The following is an 18,996-nucleotide window of genomic DNA, read 5'->3' on the forward strand; positions in this document are numbered from 1 at the left end:
AGGATTGGCAATATGAAAGACCGTTCCAGAACGTAGCGCGATGGTAGACGCAGGCATCGCTGCACAAATTCCATTGCATACGTATTCATCGCCACGGCATGCAGGCAATTGGCGGCTGCAATCGTTTTCGGGACGCACGCAGCCGGCGCCTTCCCTCTTCAGGGTGGGCGGTGCGGGACGGCCGGGCACCGGAAGCGCCAGGCCGATCAGCGCCTAAGGCGCTGGTGTGGGCGCAGCCGGTGCCGGCAGGTAATCGCGACAGCGCGGCATGGCGCTCGCCGCGGGCGTGGCGTAGGCCCAATGCAGGAATACGGGCAGCATGCGAGCCCACGACGCCTGGTTGTGGCGGCCGTCGGCGAGCAGCAGGAAATCGATGTCGGATTGCGGGCGGCACGGCGCATACGCCAGCGACACCCGATATCCCAGCCCCGTCAGGCCCTGCAGATCGCGTTCGCCATCGCGGCCGCCGCGGATCAGGGTGAGGGCATCGTCGAGAGCGTCGAACACGCCATCGTGGTCGCGATCGTCCGTCTCTTCGGCGCTGCCGACGGCGATGAACATGCGCAGGCCCTCGCGCCTGGGGCCACGCTCGACCATGGCCTGCGCGAGGCGTTCATCGCCCGGCGCGCGCGATGGCGGCAACCAGAACGATGGCGAGAATGCGCCCATGCGTCCGAACAGTTCCGGGTACTGCCAACCCATGTCGAACGCCTGCAACGCGCCCAGCGACCAGCCGAGCATGCTGCGGCCAGAGGCCTCCGGCACGGTGCGGTAGTGGGAGTCGATGTATGGCACCAGCGTGCCGGCGAGCCATTGCGCGTAGTCGTGCGCGCGCGTGCCGATCGGACCGAAGCGCGAACTGCCGGGGAGGCTTGCTCCGGCGGCGCGGTCGGACAGGCCGTAAGTGCCCATGCGATCGGTGAGCATGTCGATGGCGACGACGATTACCGGTTCGATCGCCGGTTCGATCGCCTGCTGCGCGTACAGGCGCGACAGCGTCGATTCGAGGCCGACGGCCGGCATGTCCTGGCCGTCATTGATATAGAGGACGCCATAGCGACGGTCGCCCTGGTCGCCGTAGCCCGGTGGCAGGTACACCGAGACTTTCACCCGTTCCGGCGCGAAGGCCGGCGCGTCCAGTTGCAAGCGAACCGGTTCGGCGCGCAGCGGCAGCGCGAACGATGCGATCAGCGCGAGCGCGGCAATGGCGGCACGCGCGCGCATCGGTCAGCCGATCCGCGCGTAGCACACGCCGTGCGCCGGCAGCTGCAACTGGCCAGCATCCACGCGCCCGGACAGCAGGCCGTGGTCGTCGACCGGTGCCAGCGAGCCCAGGTCCGCGGGAATCGCCCACTGCTGCGGCTGCGCCGACAGGTTGAACACCACCAGCAACGACTCGTCATCGCTGCGACGGGTGAACGCCAGCACCGGCTCCGGGGCGTCCAGGAAGCTGATGTCCCCGGCGACCAGCGCCGGATGTGCCTTGCGCCAGCGCATCAGGTGACGCACGCCGTTGAGCACCGAGTCGCTTTGCGCGTCCTGCACCGCGACGCTGCGCGCGCTGTGGGTTTCCGCCACCGGCAGCCACGGCTTGCCGTCGCTGAAGCCTGAATGCGTGCCGCCGTTCCACGGCATCGGCGTGCGGCATCCGTCGCGGCCCTTGAAGTTGGGCCAGAACGCGATGCCGTAAGGGTCCTGCAGCGATTCGAACGGAACCTCCGCTTCGGTCAGCCCCAGTTCCTCGCCCTGGTACAGGCAGACCGAACCACGCAGCGAGCACACCAGCGCCACCAGCTGCTTGGCGAGGGCGTCGGGCGCGTTGTCGCCGCCCCAGCGCGTCACCGCGCGGCGGACGTCGTGGTTGGAGATGGCCCAGCACGGCCAGCCGCGGGTCATCTTCGCTTCCAGGTCCTCGACCGTGCCGCGGATGTAGGCGGCGCTGAAGTCGTCGGTCAGCAGTTCGAAGCTGTAGCCCATGTGCAGGCGCTGCTCGTTGACGTACTCGCCCATCGTCGCCAGCGAGTCTTCCGAGGAGATCTCGCCGAGCGTGGTCGCGCCGGGATAACGATCGAGCAGGGCGCGCAGGTCCTCGAGGAAGTCGAGGTTCTGCGGCTGCGTGTTGTTGTAGTGGTGGTACTGGAATGCGTACGGATTGTCCGGGCTGAAGCCGCGACCGGTGCGCAGTTCCGCCGGCTTGGGCGGGTTGTCGCGCAGCTGCTGGTCGTGGAAGCAGAAGTTGATCGCGTCCAGGCGCAGGCCGTCGACGCCGCGGTCGAGCCAGAACTTGACGTTGTCCAGCGTCGCCTCGCGCACGGCCGGGTTGTGGAAGTTCAGGTCCGGCTGCGACGACAGGAAGTTGTGCAGGAAGTACTGGCCGCGGCGCGGTTCCCAGCGCCAGGCGACGCCGCCGAACAGCGACAGCCAGTTGTTGGGCGGCGTGCCGTCGGGCCTGGCATCGGCCCAGACGTACCAGTCGGCGCGGGCGTTGTCGCGGCTCTCGCGGCTTTCCTTGAACCAGGCATGCTCGACCGAGGTGTGGCTGAGCACCTGGTCGATCATCACGCGGATGCCGAGAGAGTGCGCCTTGGCCAGCAGGCGGTCGAAGTCGTCCAGGGTGCCGAACAGCGGGTCGACGTCGCGGTAGTCGGCGATGTCGTAGCCGAAGTCGGCCATCGGCGATTTGAAGAACGGCGAGATCCAGATCGCATCCACGCCGAGGCTGGCGACGTAGTCCAGCCGCTCGATGATGCCGGGCAGGTCGCCGACGCCATCGCCATTGGTGTCGAGGAAGCTGCGCGGGTAGATCTGGTAGATCACCGCGCCGCGCCACCATGCTGCGTCCTGCATTGCCGCCTTCCTGTCCGTTGTGACTGCCGCCATCGTCATCCGCGCGCCGCTTGTGTCGTTGGGCGCGCCGGGGGCACGCATTGGTGCGCACTATTCCATGCCGGGTAGCCGTCGGGATTGCCAGGTCCGCCTGCTTGGCGATGAATACGTATGCAGCAAGCGCGTGCGCATCGGTGCCGCGAACTACCATGGCCGCTGTTCGCAAAGGGGCGATGCATGACTCAAGCCGCAACCGCACGCTGTCAGGCCGGGGTTCGAGGCCTTGTCGCGGGTGCGCTCGCCATCGCCTGCACGGTCGCGTTGGCGCAGTCACCCGCCGCGCCCACCGATGCTGCATGGCAACACGGTTTGTCGTGGCGCGGGCAGAGCGTCGAGATGGTTGAGGGCGGCAAGGGGTATGTGCTGTCCGGCGCTGCCAGGCCGCGCACGATCCCGCCGCAGTCCCTGCGCAGCCAGACCGCCAGCCCGCTGTTCGACGGCCTGTTCGCACTGGCCCAGCTCGAGGTGCAGCAGGCTCAGGTCGAATCGATCACCGACAACGCCTTCGACAACGGCAAGCCGATCGCCTGTCCTTGCTTCGAGACTGGCGAGAAGTGGCGTTACGTCTGGACCCGCGATCTCTCCTACGCAGCGGACCTCGCCCTGGCGCGGGTGGCGCCTGAGCGCACGCGCGCCTCGCTGCGCTTCAAGCTGTCCGGCACAAGACCGCCTGCAGCCGCCGGCGGATTCTTCGTCGCCCAGGACACCGGCTCGGGCGGCAGCTGGCCGATCAGCAGTGACCGGGTGGTGTGGTTCCTGGCTGCGCGCCATCTGCTCGCTGGCAAGGATGCGGATGGCAAGGATGCCGACAGCAGCCGCTTCGCCGACGAGACCTGGCGCGCGCTGACCGACACGCTTGCGCAGGACCGGCAGTTCGTCTTCGACGACAACGTCGGGCTGTATCGCGGCGAGACTTCCTACCTCGACTGGCGCGAGCAGTCGTACCCGCGCTGGACCGCGAACGATGTCGCCTTCATCGCGCAGTCGTTCGCGCTGTCCACCAACGTCCTGCAGTACCAGGCGCTGCGCCTGGGCGAGCAGATGGCCAGGCGTCGTGGCGACGCCCGCGCGGCAACCTATGCGCGTCAGGCCGATGCGCTGGCCAAGGCCATCGACCGCGCGTTCTGGCGCGAGGATCGCGGCCTGTACATGAGTTACATCGGCACGGCCGAGCACCGCGTCCCGTTCGAGGCGTATGACCTGCTCGGCCTGGCGCTGGTGATCGAAAGCGGCATCGCCCCGCCCGATCGCGCGCGCCGCGCGCTGTCGCGCTACCCGGCGCTGGAAAGCGGCAGCCCGGTGATCTGGCCGCAGCAGCCCGACACCGCGATCTACCACAACCGCGCGATCTGGCCCTTCGTCAGCGCCTACTCGCTGCGCGCCGCGCGCACGGTCGGGCACGCGCCGCGCATCGCCCACGAGATCCGCTCGCTGATGCGCGGTGCCGCGCTGGCCGGATCGAACATGGAGAATTTCGAGCTGGTCACGCAGGCCGTGCACGTCGACGACGGCGCACTCAGCGGGCCGGTGGTCAACTCGCCGCGGCAGCTGTGGTCGGTGGCGGCCTACCTGGACATGGTCATCGAAGGCGTCTTCGGCGTCGGCGAGGACGGCAGCGTCAGGCCGATGCTGCCAGCCGAGCTGGTGCCGATGCTGTTCGGCGACCGCGACGAGATCTCGTTGCAGCTGGACAAACGCAGGGTGACCCTGCGTCGCCCGCGTGCGATCGAAGGCGACTTGCTGCTTGCCGGCACGACCCGCGTCGACGGGGCAAACACCGTTGTCGATCTGGTCGCCACGCGAAGCACGTCGGCAACGCTGGCCACGGACGCTGCGGCGCTCGCGCCCGCCTCGCCACAGGCCCCGCTGGTGCACGCGACCGGCACGCAATGGCGCGTCACGCTGCCGCCGGGCACGCGGCTGTATGTCGACGGCCAGCGCCGCGCCGATGCCGGGGGGGCATCGACCGCGGTGACGCTGGCCAGGCAGCCGTACCAGCAATGCCTCAGCCTGACCCGGATCGGCGAAGGCGGCATCGAGTCGCTGCATGGTCCGACCCACTGCATCGCTGACGGGACATCGGTCGGCGGTGACTGGCCGCGGCAGTGGACGGCGACGTCGGGCGGACGCTTCTCGGTGCGCCTGGACTTCGTCAATCCGCACGGCCCGATCAATACCGGCATCACCGCGGCGGTGAAGACGCTGGTGGTGGACTGCCCCGGCCAGCCGCAGCAGTCCGGAACGCTGGTGATGCCGCACGGCAAGGCCCGGCAGCTTTCCAGCGCGGTCGTGTTCGACGCCAGGGTCGGAGCGCAATGCCGCTTCGACCTGCGCGACGGCTTCAACATGAGCTACCTGAGCCACTTTGCCCATTACACCGGAGGCACCGGTGGCGCGGCAGGGCCGTTGAACTCGGCCGAGGCGGGGGAACTGCATGTGGTCCAGCTGGCTCCCGCTGGCGCCGTCATCCCGGCGAAGGCGGGGACCCAGTGACTTTGCCCTTGACCGTCATCCCCGCGAAGGCGGGGACCCAGTGACTTTGCCCTTGACCGTCGTCCCCGCGAAGGCGGGGACCCAGTGACTTCCGCGTCCATCGAAGTCAAAGTCGCTGGGTTCCCGCCTTCGCGGGAATGACGGGTTACGGGGATCCATCGCAATGACGGCTAACCATCTCAGGGGGATCGGGACGCAATGACCACCAAACCGCAGCTGTCGTTCTGGCAGATCTGGAACATGTGCTTCGGCTTCCTCGGCATCCAGTTCGGATTCGCCCTGCAGAACGCCAATGTCAGCCGCATCTTCCAGACCCTCGGCGCCAGCGTGGACGAGATCCCGGCGCTGTGGATCGCCGCGCCGCTGACCGGCCTGATCGTGCAGCCCATCGTCGGTTACCTCAGCGACCGCACCTGGACGGGCCTCGGCCGCCGCCGTCCCTACTTCCTCGTCGGCGCAGTGCTGGCCACGCTCGCCCTGTGCGCGATGCCGAACTCGCCCACGCTGTGGATCGCCGCCGGCCTGCTGTGGGTGCTCGACGCCTCGATCAACATCTCGATGGAACCGTTCCGCGCCTTCGTCGGTGACCAGTTGCCGACAAAGCAGCGCGCCAGCGGCTTCGCCATGCAGAGCTTCTTCATCGGTGTCGGCTCGGTGATCGCCAGCCTGCTGCCGTGGTTCCTGGCGCAGGTCGGCGTCGGCAACACTGCCGGCCCGGGCGAAGTGCCCGACACGGTGCGCTATGCGTTCTACTTCGGTGGCGCCGTGCTGATGCTCTCGGTCGGCTGGACGATCGTGCGCACCCGCGAATACCCGCCAGAGGTGCTGCGCGCCCACGACACGCTGCAGCGCGCGCCGCAACGCACGCTCGATCACGCGCGCGCACGCCGCAACGGTGCGATTTGGCTGCTGCTCGGCGCGGCCGGTGCGTACGTAGTCATGCATTACAACCTCGACCGCCAGCTCTACGTGCTCGCCGGACTGGCCGCGGGCTACGGCCTGGCGCTGCTGGTGGTGACGCTGCTGCGGCGCGACAGCGCCTTCGCCCACATCATCGGCGACATGCACGACATGCCCGCCGAGATGCGTCGCCTGGCGGTGGTGCAGTTCTTCTCCTGGTTCGCGCTATTCGGCATGTGGATCTACACCACCGGCGCGGTCACCGGCGTCCACTACGGCACCAATGACACCGGCTCGGCGCTCTACAACGAAGGCGCCAACTGGGTCGGCGTGCTGTTTGCCGCCTACAACGGTTTCGCCGCGCTGGCCGCGATCGTGATCCCGTGGATGGTGCGCCGCATCGGCCTGCGCATGAGCCACCTGATCAACGTGTGGCTCGGCGGGCTCGGATTGATCTCGTTCCTCTTCATCCGCGACCCGCACTGGCTGCTGCTGTCGATGGTCGGCGTCGGTTTCGCCTGGGCCTCGATCCTGTCGCTGCCCTATGCCCTGCTGGCCGACAGCGTGCCGGCGGAAAAGATGGGCGTGTTCATGGGCATCTTCAATTTCTTCATAGTGATCCCGCAGCTGGTCGCCGCCAGCCTGCTGGGATTCCTGCTCAAGACCTTCTTCGGCGGCCAGCCGATCCAGGCGCTGACGATTGGTGCCGTCAGCCTGTTCGTCGCCGGCCTGTGCGTGCTGCGCGTGCAGGACCCGCGCGCGGCCACTGTTGCCACCAGCCACTGAGACCCATCGATGCCGAACCCGAAGTTCCGACCGCTCGCCGCCACGCTGCTGGCCATACTCTCCGCACAAGCAGCAGCTGCCGACCGGGCGCCGGACTACTACGGCACGCTTGAACCGTTCGCCAGCGAGTCGGTGTACTTCGTCGTGACCGACCGCTTCGTCAACGGCGACACCGGCAACGACCATCGCGAGCAGGGCGGGCCGGATCCAGCCACGCGCACGTTCGACCGCCCGGTTCCGGGACCGGACGGCGAGACCGACAACATCGGCTACCTCGGCGGCGACTTCAAAGGCGTGCTGGACAACGTCGGCTACATCCGCGACATGGGCTTCACCGCGGTGTGGATCACCCCGATCGTCGACCAGCCCGATGCCGCCTTCACCGGCGGCAAGCCGGTCAGCTGGGGCAGCTTCTGGACCGACCAGGGCAAGACCGGCTACCACGGCTACTGGGGCGTGAACTTCTACAAGCTCGACGAGCACCTGCCCAGCCCGGGCCTGGATTTCGCCGGCTTCACCAAGGCGATGCACGGCCATGACATGAAGGTGGTGCTCGACATCGTCGGCAACCACGCGTCGCCTGCGTTCTCGATGCCGAAGAGCCAGCCTGAGTTCGGCAAGGTCTACGATCGCGACGGCAAGCTGCTGGCCGATCATCAGAACCTGCCGCCGGAGAAGCTCGATCCCGAACACAACCCGCTGCACGCGTTCTACCGCTCGCCGGCGGAAATCGCCGAACTGGCCAGCTTCAACGACGGTAACCCGGCCGTGCTCGACTACCTGTCAGGTGCCTACCTGCAGTGGCTGGGGCAGGGCGCCGATGCACTGCGCATCGACACCATCGGCTGGATGCCGCACACCTTCTGGAAGCAGTTCGCCGACCGCATGCGCGCGCAGCGGCCGGGGCTTTTCATGTTCGGCGAGAACTTCGAGTACGACCCGGCCAAGATCGCCCCGCACACCTGGGCGAAGAACGGTTCGATCAGCGTGCTCGACTTCCCGATGAAGGAGCGCATGGCGCAGGTGTTCGGCCGTGGCGACAAGCCGCACGGCTTCGAGAACCTGCAGCCTCGGCTGTACCTGCAGGGCGGGCCGTACGCCAACCCGTACGAGCTGATGACGTTCTACGACAACCACGACATGCCGCGGCTGGATGCCAGCAACGAGGGTTTCATCGACGCCAACAACTGGCTGTTCACCGCGCGCGGCATCCCGGTGGTCTATTACGGTTCGGAAGTCGGCTTCATGCGCGGCCGCGCCGAGCATGCCGGCAACCGCAACTACTTCGGGCAGGAACGGGTGGATGCGGCGGTGGGCAATCCGATCCGCGAGAACCTCAAGCGGATTGCCAAGATCCGCGCGGCGTCACCGGCGCTGCAGCGCGGCGTGCAGCTGGATGTGCTGCTTAAGGGCGACAAGGCGGCGTTCTACCGCGTCTACCAGCACGAGGGCGTGTCGCAGATCGCGCTGGTGCTGCTCAACAAAGGCGACCAGCCGGCGCAGTTCGAGGTGAAGCGCTGGTTGCAGGCAGGGCGATGGAAGGCGGCGATTGGCGGCGGCGAAGTTGAGGTGGCGAACGGCAAGGAGCTTGCCGCGACCGTGCCTGCGCATGGCGTCGAGGTGTATCTGTTGGATGCGCCGGTGGCGCGCGCCGACCTTCGGCGCGAACTGGATGCGGCGATGAGGACGAAGCGTCCGCAGTAAGGCGACCCCTCTCCCTGGCCGCTTCGCGGCCTGTCCCTCTCCCACAAGGGGAGAGGGTTGTAGCTCTTCCTTCTCCCCTCGTGGGAGAAGGTGCCCGAAGGGCGGAAGAGGGGGACTCTTGCTTCTCAGGCCCCGCTCGACTTGCGCACCACCAGCGACGCCGGCAGCGTGATGCTCTGCGTCGCCTCGCCATGCACCTGGCGCATCAGCGTCTCCACCAGCAGTTCGCCGGCGCGCTTGGTGTCCTGGAATACCGTCGTCAGCGGCGGCGTGGCGAAGCGCGCCATCGGGATGTCGTCGAAGCCGACCACGGCGACGTCTTCCGGCACGCGCAGGCCGGCATCGGCCAAGGCCCGCATCGCGCCGATGGCGATCAGGTCGCTGGCGGCGAACACCGCATCGAAGGCGCCACCGCGTTCGATCAGCTCGGCGGCGGCGTTGTAGCCGTCCTCTTCCGAACTTTCCGCATCGACCTGCAGGATCGCCTCCATCGCCCCGCCGACCTCGCGCAGGGCGGCGTCGCAGCCGCGGAAGCGGTCGAAGAATTCCGGGCAATGGCTGGAGGCGCCACCGAGGAAGGCGATGCGTCGACGCCCTTGCGCCACCAGGTGCTCGCCGGCCAGGCGGCCGCCATTGAAGTTGTCGCAGCCGATCGACTGCCCGGGCTGGTCCGGCAGCACCGCGCCCCAGCGGACGAAGCGCGTGCCTTGCTCGACGAGCTTTTCCAGCTTGCCCTGGTAGGCCAGGTAGTCGCCGTAGCCGAGCAGGATCAGGCCGTCGGCCTTCATGCTGTCCTCGTAGTCGGCGTGCCAGTCGTCGGACAGCTGCTGGAACGAGATCAGCAGGTCCTGGCCCTCGCGCGCGCAGGCGCGGGTGATCGAGCCGACCATCGACAGGAAGAACGGGTTGATGTGCGACTCGTCCGGGGTCGGGTCCTCGAACAGCAGCAGCGCCAGGGTGCCCGAGCGCTGGGTGCGCAGGCTGGAGGCGTGGCGGTCGACCTTGTAGTTGAGCTCGCGGACGGCGTCCTCGACCCGGCGCCGGGTCTCGGCATTGACCAGCGGACTGCCGCGAAGCACGCGCGATACCGTCGCCTGCGAGACACCGGCCCGGTGGGCGATGTCGAGCGAGGTGGTCTTGGTCTTCTTGCTGCGACCGACGAACTGCATTTGAGACATTCGGCCAGTGTAGGCAGCACTGTCCCGTAAGGCATGCCGCAGCGCAGCGCAGGAGGCTTGGATTGAGCCGGGTCGCGGGGAAGGCCGAAGGCCGCAGCGGGTCCGCGTCCACACCAAAAGACAACCTACAGCGTTTCAGGGCCGCCATTGTTCCATTCGCGCCCGCCGCTACACTGCACAAGGCTTGCTATCAGGGGGGACGTCCCCACCATGCTGGTCAGGTGGGTGCCTTCACGTCGCTTGCGCGAGCAAACGCGACACTGCACCGCCGTTCCGCGCTTTGGCCACATCGCGCGAGCAGGGCATCAGCCCTGCAGATGGAGTTTTCCCCCGCGAGGTGCATGTGTCCGGTCCCAGTCATGTCAAGGAAGTAGCCATTGAGGGCCGGGCCGACCTGGTCGAGTTCCTCAGCTCCGGCGCGCGCCCGCGCGAGGACTGGAAGATCGGTACCGAGCACGAGAAGTTCGGTTTCCGCAACGATGACCTGCGCCCGCCGACCTTCGACGGCGATCGCGGCATCGAGGCTTTGCTCAAGGGCCTGACCCGTTTCGGCTGGCAGCCGGTCGAGGAGCACGGCCGCGTCATCGCGCTCACCCGCGACCAGGCCTCGGTGTCACTGGAGCCGGCCGGCCAGCTTGAGTTGTCCGGCGCACCGCTCGAGAACCTGCACCAGACCTGCAGCGAGACCTCCAGCCACCTCAAGGAAGTGCGCGCGGTCGCCGAGCCGATGGGGCTGGGCTTCCTCGGCATGGGCTTCCAGCCCAAGTGGCGTCGCGACGAAATGCCGTGGATGCCCAAGGGCCGCTACAAGATCATGCGCGAGTACATGCCCAAGGTCGGTTCGCTCGGCCTGGACATGATGACGCGCACCTCCACGGTGCAGGTCAACCTCGACGTCGGCTCCGAGGCCGACATGGTCAAGAAGTTCCGCGTCTCGCTGGCGCTGCAGCCGATCGCCACGGCGCTGTTCGCCGACTCGCCCTTCACCGAGGGCAAGCCCAACGGTTATCTCAGCTACCGCTCGCACATCTGGACCGACACCGATGCCGGCCGCACCGGCCTGCTCGATTTCGTCTTCGAGGACGGTTTCGGCTACGAGCGCTACGTCGACTACCTGCTCGATGTGCCGATGTACTTCGTCTACCGCGACGGCGAGTACATTGACGCCTCCGGCCAGTCGTTCCGCGATTACCTCGACGGCAAGCTGCCGGCCTACCCGGGCCAACGCCCGCTGCTGCGCGACTGGGCCGACCACAGCACCACCGCCTTCCCGGAAGTGCGCCTGAAGAAGTACCTGGAGATGCGTGGCGCCGATTCCGGCCCGTGGAACCGCATCTGCGCACTGCCCGCGTTCTGGATCGGCCTGCTCTACGACGATGCCGCCCTCGACGCCGCCTGGGACCTGGTCAAGGATTTCACCCTGGAAGAACGCCACGCCTTGCGCGACGGCGTGCCGCGCCAGGCGTTGAAGTTGCCGTTCCGCAACGGCACCGTGCTCGACCTCGCCCGCAAGGCGCTGGAAATTTCCGCGCACGGCCTGGCCCGGCGCGCACGCCTCAACCGCAACGGCGCCGACGAGTCGATCTACCTGGATCCGATGATGGAGTTCGCCGAAGCCGGCATCACCCCGGCCGAGCGCAAGCTCGAGCTGTTCCATGGCGCCTGGAGCGGCAGCGTCGATCCCGTGTTCACCGAGTTCGCCTACTGACGATCAAAACGGGGTCAGAGTGCCATTTCCAAATCGGGGTCAGAGTGCCATTTCCGGTACGAGTGAAAAACGTACTCTGACCCCTGTATGGGACCCAAGGTAGGCTAGGCGCCACTTACCGTTGACCGGAGTGGCTGCAATGCACGGATTCCGACGTGGCTGGTGGCTGGCACTGCTGTTGTTCACCGGCGCGGCCGATGCCGCCGAACGCATTGCCCTGGTCGGCGGCACCCTTGTCGACGGCACGTTGCGCGAGCCGATCCAGGACAGCGTGGTACTGATCGACGGCGAACGCATCACCGCCGTTGGCAGCGTCGGAACGCTGCCCGTACCTGCCGGCACGCGCGTGATCTCGACCGAAGGCATGACCGTGCTGCCCGGGCTGTGGGACATGCACGTGCACCTGATGATCAACGGCCACGCCGATTACGAGCATTGGGACAAGACTTACCCGGATCGCTTCCGCGACGTGATCATGCCGGCCTCGGCCAAGCAGCTGCTGCTGGCCGGCGTGACCGGCGCGCGTGACCTCGGCGGTCCGCTCGAGGACAGCATCGCTGTGCGCGATGCGATCAACAGCGGAAAGATCCCGGGCCCCACGCTGTTCGTGTCCGGGCCCTTCATCCAGAAGAAGCCCTATCCGGGCACCGAACAGTTCCGCTGGGGCGTCGACTCGCCGTCGGATGCGCGCCGCAAGGTGCGCCGCCTGGCCGAAGCCGGCGTGGACGTGGTCAAGCTGATCGACCAGGACCAGATGAGCGAGGCCGAAGTGCAGGCCATCGTCGACGAGGCCCACAAGCACAAGCTGCCGGTGGTGGCGCACGCGCATCGTCCGGAAGAAATCCGTCGCGGACTCAAGGCCGGTGTCGACTGTTTCGAGCACACCGGGCTGGGCGCGTCGCCGGAGTATCCGGAAGATGTCATGGCCGCGCTGCGCGAGCGCACCGGCAACATGGCTGCGGGCCCGATGTTCTGGACGCCGACGATCGAAGGCTTGTTCAACTTCCCCTACACCGTGCGCAACCATGAGTTCATCGACGGCGATGCCTGGCACGAAGGCCTGCCGCCGGACATCGTCGCCGACATCCGCCACTCACTCGAGCACCCCGAGCGCATCGCCTACTTCCAGCAGACGCCGCAGCGCTGGCCGACGCTGAAGCGCAAGTTCCAGCAGCTGCGCGAATCGGGCGTGGTGATGCTGGTGGGCACCGACTCGGGCATCCCGATGAAATTCCACAGCGGCAGCACATGGAACGAGCTGGACGTGTGGGTCAACCAGCTCGGCGTGCCGGCGGTGGACGCGATCCGCGCGGCCACGTACTGGCCGGCGGTCGCGATGAAGGCCGACAAGGATTACGGCAGCGTGGTCGAAGGCAAGTACGCGGACATCATCGCGGTGAAGGGCGATGTGTTGAAGCAGGTGGCGCTGCTGCAGCGGGTGGATGTCGTCATCAAGCACGGCAAGCAGGTGAAGTAAGCCGTCCGCCGCTGTCTAGAACCGCGAAGCCACCAGCTTCACATCCGCCCACTCCCACGCCGCCGCATACCGTCGCTCGGTCTCGCTTGCATCGAGCTTGAGCTTCTTCTGCGCCTGCGCCAGGCCATACAGCGACCAGCCGTTCTCCGGGTAGGTCCTGAGGTCATCCTCGTACACCGCCACCGCTTCCTTGGCGCGGCCGGCATCGAGCAATGCCGCGCCCAGGTACGGCCGCACCGGCAGCGGCCAGTCCGGCGGCTCGTTGTAGTTGAGCTTGTCCTCGGCGGCGACGGCTTCGCGCAGCGCGGCCAGTCCCGGTTTGCGCTGCTTCTGCGCGAGCGCGATCTCGCCGCGCAGCATCGGTTCGGCCACGGCCAGCACGCGGTCGGCACTGTTCATGCCGAACAGCCCGACCTTCGCCAGCTCCGGATCCGCGGCGATCGCCTTCAATGCTTTCAGCTCCTTGAGCGCGGCGGCCGGCTTGTCGGTGCGCACCAGCGCCATGCCACGGGCGAAATGCCAGACCCCGCGCGGGAACGGCAATGCCGCCGGTGCCTCTTCCGTCGCCAGGATCGCATCCCACTCACCGAAGCGGACCTGTGCGAACAGCGGCGTGACCAGGAACTGCTGCATGAAGCTCATCGCTTCCATCTGCGGCGGATCGACCCGCTTGGCGGTCTGCTCGGCGGCCTGCATCGTCAGCGTGCGCGAGCCGTGCAGTGCAGCCGACATCGCCGCGAAGTGCCAGTTGTGCGGGACGTAACCCAGCGGGTAGGCGCCATTGCTGCCGCGGCACACGGCCAGGAATTCCTTGTCGGCGGTGCTGGCGGCGAAGTTGCTCAGCGTGGCGTCGTGGTAGCGGCCGATGCGGATGTAGACATGCGCCGGCATGTGCACCAGGTGACCGGACCCCGGCGCCAGCGCGGCGAGCTTGTCGGCATAGCCTTCGGCGCGCTTGGGGTCGTTCGACGCTTCGACCGCATGGATGTAGTAGTGAGCCGCGCCGATGTGGTCGGGATTGCGCTGCAGCACCTTTTCCAGCATCGCCACCATCGTTCCCGTGTGCAGGCCCGGCTGACCATCGGGGGTCCAGTACGCCCACGGCGACAGGTCCATCAACGATTCGGCATACAGCGTGGCGATGTCGTCGTCGTCGGGGAACTGCGCCGCAGCCTCGCCCATCGCTTTCGAGTAGGCCTCGTCGAGCGGCTTGCGGTCATCGGGCGCGGGTGCGGTATAGCGCTTGGTCAGCGCGGCGATCAGCGCGCGGTCGGCCGGCTTGGCGCCCTTGGCCAGGTCCTGCGCACGCGTTGCCAGCAGTGTCGCGTCGGCGGCGAGTTCCGGCGGCATCGGCAGGTTGATGTTCGGGCCCAGCACCAATGCCTGGCCCCACACGCACATCGCGCACTTGGGATCGAGGCGTTCGGCTTCGGCGAATGCGCGACCGGCCGCTTCATGGTTGAAGCCGTAGGCCAGGCGCAGGCCCTGGTCGAAGTAGCGTTGCGCCTCCGGCACGCGCGTGCCGATGTCGCGGTGCAGCTGGCCGAAGGTGTCAAACAGAGGCGGTGCCGCCGCGGCCTTTTCGTCGCGGGTGGTCGGAGCCTCGCAGGAGATCAGGGCGAAACAGCTGAGCAGGAGGACCAGGGCTCGAGTCATGGCGATCGCACGGAGTGGGGCCGGGACTATTAAACGTCAGGCCCGGCCACCGCAGGCCGCCCGACGCCATGAACAGGCCCGCCAACCGCCCCGACCCATCCGTTGCGGCTGAAACGGTCGCCGTCAAATGTTGCAGTGCGGTAGGCTCGGCGGATGACCATGAGCCGCGCCGTCGAGTCCGCCTCCGAGTCCGTTGCGGAGCCCGCCGAAGAACCCCTGCGAATCGTCGAGTTCGCCTCCTCCGACGCGCTCCTGCGCGAGGACGTCAAAACCGTCGGCGCCCTCGTCGGCGAGATCCTCGCCGAGCAGCGCGGCCCGCAGTTCCTGGCCGAAGTCGAACGCCTGCGCCGCGCGGCGATCCGTCGCCGCGAAAGCCATGCGCCGGTGTCGGAGCTGACGCAGGCACTGGCCGGCATCGAACTGTCCCATGCCGGCGACCTGGTGCGCGCCTTCGCCACCTACTTCCAGGCGGTCAATGTCGCCGAGCGCGTGCACCGCATCCGTCGCCGCCGCGACTACGAACGTCGTGGCGCCGGCGCGCAGCCGGGCAGCCTGCGCGAAGTGCTGGCTTCGCTCGCGGCGCAGGGTGTGAGCCTGGATGAAGTGGTCGCGCTGCTCTCGCGGCTGCGCATCGAACCGGTCTTCACCGCGCACCCGACCGAGGCGGTGCGGCGCGCGCTGCTGGAAAAGGAACGGCAGATCGTCACCTGCCTGATCGACGACATCGACCGCAGCCGCACGCCGTACGAGCACCGTGCCGATCTGGAGCGCATGCGCCTGGCGCTGACCGCCGGCTGGCAGACCGCCGAAGCCTCGCCGGTGAAGCCGAGCGTCGCCGACGAGTTCGAGCACGTCGGCTTCTATCTGTCGGACGTGCTGTACCGCGTGTTGCCGGTGTTCTACGAAGTATTCGAGGACGCCCTGCGCGAAACCTATGGTGAGGCCACGCCGGCCCCGGACGTGATTGGTTTTGGCACCTGGGTCGGCGGCGACATGGACGGCAACCCGAACGTCGGCGCCGACACCATCGCAGCCAGCCTGGCGGGCCAGCGCAAGCTGGTGTTGAGCGCGTACCGCCAGGAAGTGGCTGCGCTGGGCGAACTGCTGAGCCAGTCGCTGGGTCGTGTCAGCGTCGCCGACGAGGTCATGGCGCGCATCGAGGAATATCGCTACCTGCTGCCCAAGGCCGCGGCGGCGCTGCGCCCTCGCCACGCCGACATGCCATACCGCAACCTGCTGGCACTGGCCGGTGCGCGCCTGCGCGCCACCGCCGAGGACCATGTCCACGGCTATCCGGATGCCGCCGCCTTCCTGGCCGACATCGCGATGATCGAGCGCAGCCTCGACGCGCATCAGGGCGAACACGCCGGCGGTTTCGCCGTGCGCCGGTTGCGTCGACGCGTTGAATGCTTCGGTTTCCATCTTGCCAGCCTCGACCTGCGCCAGGACTCGGCCACGCACGATGCAGCGCTGGCCGAGCTGCTCGCCGATCCGGACTGGGAGTCGCACAGCCGCGAACAGCGCGCGCAACGCCTGCACGCGCTGCTCGATGGCAGCGCGCCGGCGCCGACGACCGGCAACGGCCAGGCACGGTCGACGCTGGACGTGTTCCGCGCGGTGGCGCGACTGCGCCCGCGCTACGGCCCGCGTGCCTTCGGCCCGTACATCGTCAGCATGAGCCGCAGTGCCGCCGATGCGCTGGCCGTGCTCGCACTTGCACGAATTGCCGGCTGCATCGACGGCGACGGTCGCGTCCCGCTGGATGTCGCGCCGCTGTTCGAAACCGTCGACGACCTCGACGCCGCACCCGACACGCTGCGCGCGCTGTTCGCCGATCCGGTCTACCGCACTCATCTGGCCGCACGTGGCAATCGCCAGGTGGTGATGCTGGGCTACTCCGACAGCGCCAAGGACGGCGGCATGCTCGCCTCGCGCTGGGCGCTGCAACGCACCCAGATAGCGCTGGCCGCGCTGGCGCAGGAGAGCGGCGTGCGCATCGCCTTCTTCCACGGCCGCGGTGGTTCGATCAGCCGCGGCGGCGGCAAGACCGAACGCGCCGTCATCGCCGCGCCGCGCGGCTCGGTCGACGGCTACCTGCGACTGACCGAGCAGGGCGAGGTGATCCACCGCAAGTACGGCATCCGAGCGATCGCGCTGCGCAACCTCGAGCAGGCCACCGGCGCGGTGCTGCGCGCGACCTTGCGGCCGCGTCCACCGGAGCCGCGCGAGGCCAGCTGGCGCGCGATCGCCAACGAACTGTCGGCCAGTGCGCGCAGCCACTACCGCGCGCTGGTGCATGAGCATCCGGACTTCCCGGCGTACTTCCGCGCCGCCACGCCCATCGACGTGATCGAGCGCCTGCGCATCGGCTCGCGCCCGAGCAAGCGCGCCGGCGACGGTGACGTGTCGTCCTTGCGGGCGATCCCGTGGGTGTTCGCGTGGTCGCAGAACCGCGCCGGCCTCACGGCCTGGTACGGCGTCGGCAGCGCACTGACGCAGGCGCTGGAAACGCACGGTCGCGAGACGATGGCGGAGATGGCGCGTGACTGGCCGTTCTTCGGCACCCTGGTCGATGACCTGGAGATGATGCTGGCCAAGTCCGACCCTGCGATCTTCGAGCAGTACTCGCTGCTCGCCGGCGAACTGCACGAGCGCTTCCATCCCGGTATCGCTGCCGAGTTCGAGCGCACCCGCGCGGCGGTGCTGGCGATCAAGGGCAGCGACGAGCTGCTGGCGGGCGACTACCGCCTGCGCTTGTCGATCCGCCTGCGCAATCCCTACGTCGATCCGATCAGCCTGCTGCAGGTCGACCTGCTGGCCCGCTGGCGCGCCGCCGGCCGCCCCGACGACGAGCTGTTGCAGGCGCTGGTGGCGACGGTCAACGGCATCTCGGCGGGCATCCAGAACACGGGTTGAAAGTCTCCCTCCCCTGCAAGCACCAGCACCGGCAACACCAGCTTTACACCCGGGGCCTAGAATCATCGGCTGGATCCCCGCCTGCGCGGGGATGACCCATCCACATTCTCCGCTCCGGATCCGCCTCCCATGAAAAGCCGTGCCGCCGTTGCCTTCGCCCCGGGCCAGCCTTTGCAGATCGTCGAAATCGACGTCGCCCCGCCCAAGGCCGGCGAAGTGCTGGTGAAGATCACCCACACCGGCGTCTGCCACACCGACGCGTTCACGCTCAGCGGCGACGACCCGGAAGGCATCTTCCCCAGCGTGCTCGGCCATGAAGGCGGCGGCGTCGTCGTCGAAGTCGGCGAAGGCGTCACCAGCGTCAAGCCCGGCGACCACGTGATCCCGCTGTACACGGCCGAATGCCGCAAGTGCAAGTTCTGCCTGTCGGGCAAGACCAACCTGTGCCAGGCGGTGCGCGCCACGCAAGGCAAGGGCCTGATGCCGGACGGCACCACGCGCTTCTCCTACAACGGCCAGCCGATCTACCACTACATGGGCACCAGCACCTTCAGCCAGTACACAGTGGTGGCGGAAGTCTCGCTGGCCGTGGTCAACCCGCAGGCGCCGCTGGAGAAGGTCTGCCTGCTCGGTTGCGGTGTCACCACCGGCATTGGCGCGGTCCACAACACCGCCAAGGTCAAGGCCGGCGACAGCGTCGCCGTGTTCGGCCTGGGCGGCATCGGCCTGGCGGTGATCCAGGGCGCGGTGCAGGCCAAGGCCGGGCGCATCGTCGCCATCGACACCAACCCGGGCAAGTTCGAACTGGCGCGCAGCATGGGCGCGACCGACTGCATCAACCCCAAGGACCACGACAAGCCGATCCAGGAAGTCATCGTCGAGCTGACCGACGGCGGCGTCGACTTCAGCTTCGAGTGCATCGGCAACGTCGATGTCATGCGCGCGGCGCTGGAGTGCTGCCACAAGGGCTGGGGTGAGAGCGTGATCATCGGTGTCGCCGGCGCAGGCCAGGAAATCCGCACGCGCCCGTTCCAGCTGGTCACCGGTCGCGTCTGGCGCGGCTCGGCGTTCGGTGGCGTCAAGGGCCGCACGCAATTGCCGGGCATGGTCGAGCAGGCGATGAAGGGCGAGATCCAGCTCGACCCCTTCATCACCCACACGATGCCGCTGGATCGGATCAACGAGGCCTTCGACCTGATGCACGAAGGCAAGTCGATCCGCACCGTGATCCATTTTTGAATGATCCATTTCTGACGGAGCAACGCACACGGGGGCGCACTCGCGTCGCTGCG

At 67.8% G+C, this 18,996-nt stretch carries 11 protein-coding genes; 7 read left to right on the forward strand and 4 right to left on the reverse strand.

The genetic code is table 11. The features are described 5' to 3' along the window. Positions 1 to 213: 213 nt before the first annotated feature. Positions 214 to 1,224 (reverse strand): alpha/beta hydrolase, encoded by a 1,011-nt coding sequence (locus AC3A3Q_RS09645; RefSeq protein ID WP_487586048.1) that lies wholly within the window; start codon positions 1,222 to 1,224, stop codon positions 214 to 216. A gap of 3 nt (positions 1,225 to 1,227) precedes the next feature. Beyond that, positions 1,228 to 2,847, reverse strand: a complete 1,620-nt coding sequence (locus tag AC3A3Q_RS09650) for an alpha-glucosidase family protein (RefSeq protein WP_487586049.1) — start codon at positions 2,845 to 2,847, stop codon at positions 1,228 to 1,230. A gap of 216 nt (positions 2,848 to 3,063) precedes the next feature. On the opposite strand from AC3A3Q_RS09650, the gene AC3A3Q_RS09655 reads away from it, so the two are divergent. The 3 genes from AC3A3Q_RS09655 to AC3A3Q_RS09665 all read left to right on the forward strand — a co-directional run bounded on the left by AC3A3Q_RS09655 (position 3,064) and on the right by AC3A3Q_RS09665 (position 8,769). Further along, positions 3,064 to 5,379 (forward strand): glucosidase family protein, encoded by a 2,316-nt coding sequence (locus AC3A3Q_RS09655; RefSeq protein ID WP_487586050.1) that lies wholly within the window; start codon positions 3,064 to 3,066, stop codon positions 5,377 to 5,379. Positions 5,380 to 5,577: 198 nt separating this feature from the next. Continuing rightward, on the forward strand, positions 5,578 to 7,065 hold the full coding sequence (locus AC3A3Q_RS09660) for an MFS transporter (RefSeq protein WP_487586051.1): 1,488 nt from the start codon (positions 5,578 to 5,580) through the stop codon (positions 7,063 to 7,065). Between the two features lie 9 nt (positions 7,066 to 7,074). Further along, positions 7,075 to 8,769: an alpha-amylase family glycosyl hydrolase gene (locus AC3A3Q_RS09665; RefSeq protein WP_487586052.1), complete on the forward strand. Its 1,695-nt coding sequence runs from the start codon at positions 7,075 to 7,077 to the stop codon at positions 8,767 to 8,769. A gap of 125 nt (positions 8,770 to 8,894) precedes the next feature. On the opposite strand, the gene AC3A3Q_RS09670 is transcribed toward AC3A3Q_RS09665, so the two are convergent. Beyond that, the gene (locus tag AC3A3Q_RS09670) at positions 8,895 to 9,947 is read right to left on the reverse strand and encodes a LacI family DNA-binding transcriptional regulator (protein WP_487586053.1); all 1,053 of its coding nucleotides are present in this window, start codon (positions 9,945 to 9,947) and stop codon (positions 8,895 to 8,897) included. A 343-nt stretch (positions 9,948 to 10,290) separates the two neighbouring features. Between AC3A3Q_RS09670 and AC3A3Q_RS09675 the strand changes: the two genes are divergently transcribed. Both AC3A3Q_RS09675 and AC3A3Q_RS09680 read left to right on the forward strand, forming a co-directional pair. Continuing rightward, positions 10,291 to 11,655 (forward strand): glutamate--cysteine ligase, encoded by a 1,365-nt coding sequence (locus AC3A3Q_RS09675; protein WP_487586054.1) that lies wholly within the window; start codon positions 10,291 to 10,293, stop codon positions 11,653 to 11,655. A gap of 139 nt (positions 11,656 to 11,794) precedes the next feature. After that, on the forward strand, positions 11,795 to 13,132 hold the full coding sequence (locus tag AC3A3Q_RS09680; RefSeq protein WP_487586055.1) for an amidohydrolase family protein: 1,338 nt from the start codon (positions 11,795 to 11,797) through the stop codon (positions 13,130 to 13,132). Between the two features lie 15 nt (positions 13,133 to 13,147). On the opposite strand, the gene AC3A3Q_RS09685 is transcribed toward AC3A3Q_RS09680, so the two are convergent. Next, complete coding sequence (locus AC3A3Q_RS09685) at positions 13,148 to 14,788, reverse strand: tetratricopeptide repeat protein (protein ID WP_487586056.1); 1,641 nt, start codon at positions 14,786 to 14,788, stop codon at positions 13,148 to 13,150. Positions 14,789 to 14,947: 159 nt separating this feature from the next. Between AC3A3Q_RS09685 and ppc the strand changes: the two genes are divergently transcribed. Both ppc and AC3A3Q_RS09695 read left to right on the forward strand, forming a co-directional pair. Further along, positions 14,948 to 17,704 carry a phosphoenolpyruvate carboxylase gene (gene ppc, locus AC3A3Q_RS09690; RefSeq protein WP_487586057.1) on the forward strand — a complete coding sequence of 919 codons (2,757 nt, stop codon included), beginning with the start codon at positions 14,948 to 14,950 and terminating at the stop codon, positions 17,702 to 17,704. Positions 17,705 to 17,833: 129 nt separating this feature from the next. Continuing rightward, positions 17,834 to 18,943, forward strand: a complete 1,110-nt coding sequence (locus AC3A3Q_RS09695) for an S-(hydroxymethyl)glutathione dehydrogenase/class III alcohol dehydrogenase (protein WP_487586058.1) — start codon at positions 17,834 to 17,836, stop codon at positions 18,941 to 18,943. The last annotated feature ends 53 nt before the right edge of the window (positions 18,944 to 18,996 follow it).

The organism is Lysobacter sp. Soil_C_59 (assembly GCF_057656415.1).

Bases quoted from the DNA above. Each gene is read 5' to 3' on its own strand.
- AC3A3Q_RS09645 (WP_487586048.1), bottom strand. From the start codon at position 1,224: ATGCGCGCGCGTGCCGCCATTGCCGCGCTCGCGCTGATCGCATCGTTC.
- AC3A3Q_RS09695 (WP_487586058.1), top strand. From the start codon at position 17,834: ATGAAAAGCCGTGCCGCCGTTGCCTTCGCCCCGGGCCAGCCTTTGCAG.
- AC3A3Q_RS09650 (WP_487586049.1), bottom strand. From the start codon at position 2,847: ATGCAGGACGCAGCATGGTGGCGCGGCGCGGTGATCTACCAGATCTAC.
- ppc (WP_487586057.1), top strand. From the start codon at position 14,948: ATGAGCCGCGCCGTCGAGTCCGCCTCCGAGTCCGTTGCGGAGCCCGCC.
- AC3A3Q_RS09660 (WP_487586051.1), top strand. From the start codon at position 5,578: ATGACCACCAAACCGCAGCTGTCGTTCTGGCAGATCTGGAACATGTGC.
- AC3A3Q_RS09680 (WP_487586055.1), top strand. From the start codon at position 11,795: ATGCACGGATTCCGACGTGGCTGGTGGCTGGCACTGCTGTTGTTCACC.
- AC3A3Q_RS09670 (WP_487586053.1), bottom strand. From the start codon at position 9,947: ATGTCTCAAATGCAGTTCGTCGGTCGCAGCAAGAAGACCAAGACCACC.
- AC3A3Q_RS09685 (WP_487586056.1), bottom strand. From the start codon at position 14,788: ATGACTCGAGCCCTGGTCCTCCTGCTCAGCTGTTTCGCCCTGATCTCC.
- AC3A3Q_RS09665 (WP_487586052.1), top strand. From the start codon at position 7,075: ATGCCGAACCCGAAGTTCCGACCGCTCGCCGCCACGCTGCTGGCCATA.
- AC3A3Q_RS09655 (WP_487586050.1), top strand. From the start codon at position 3,064: ATGACTCAAGCCGCAACCGCACGCTGTCAGGCCGGGGTTCGAGGCCTT.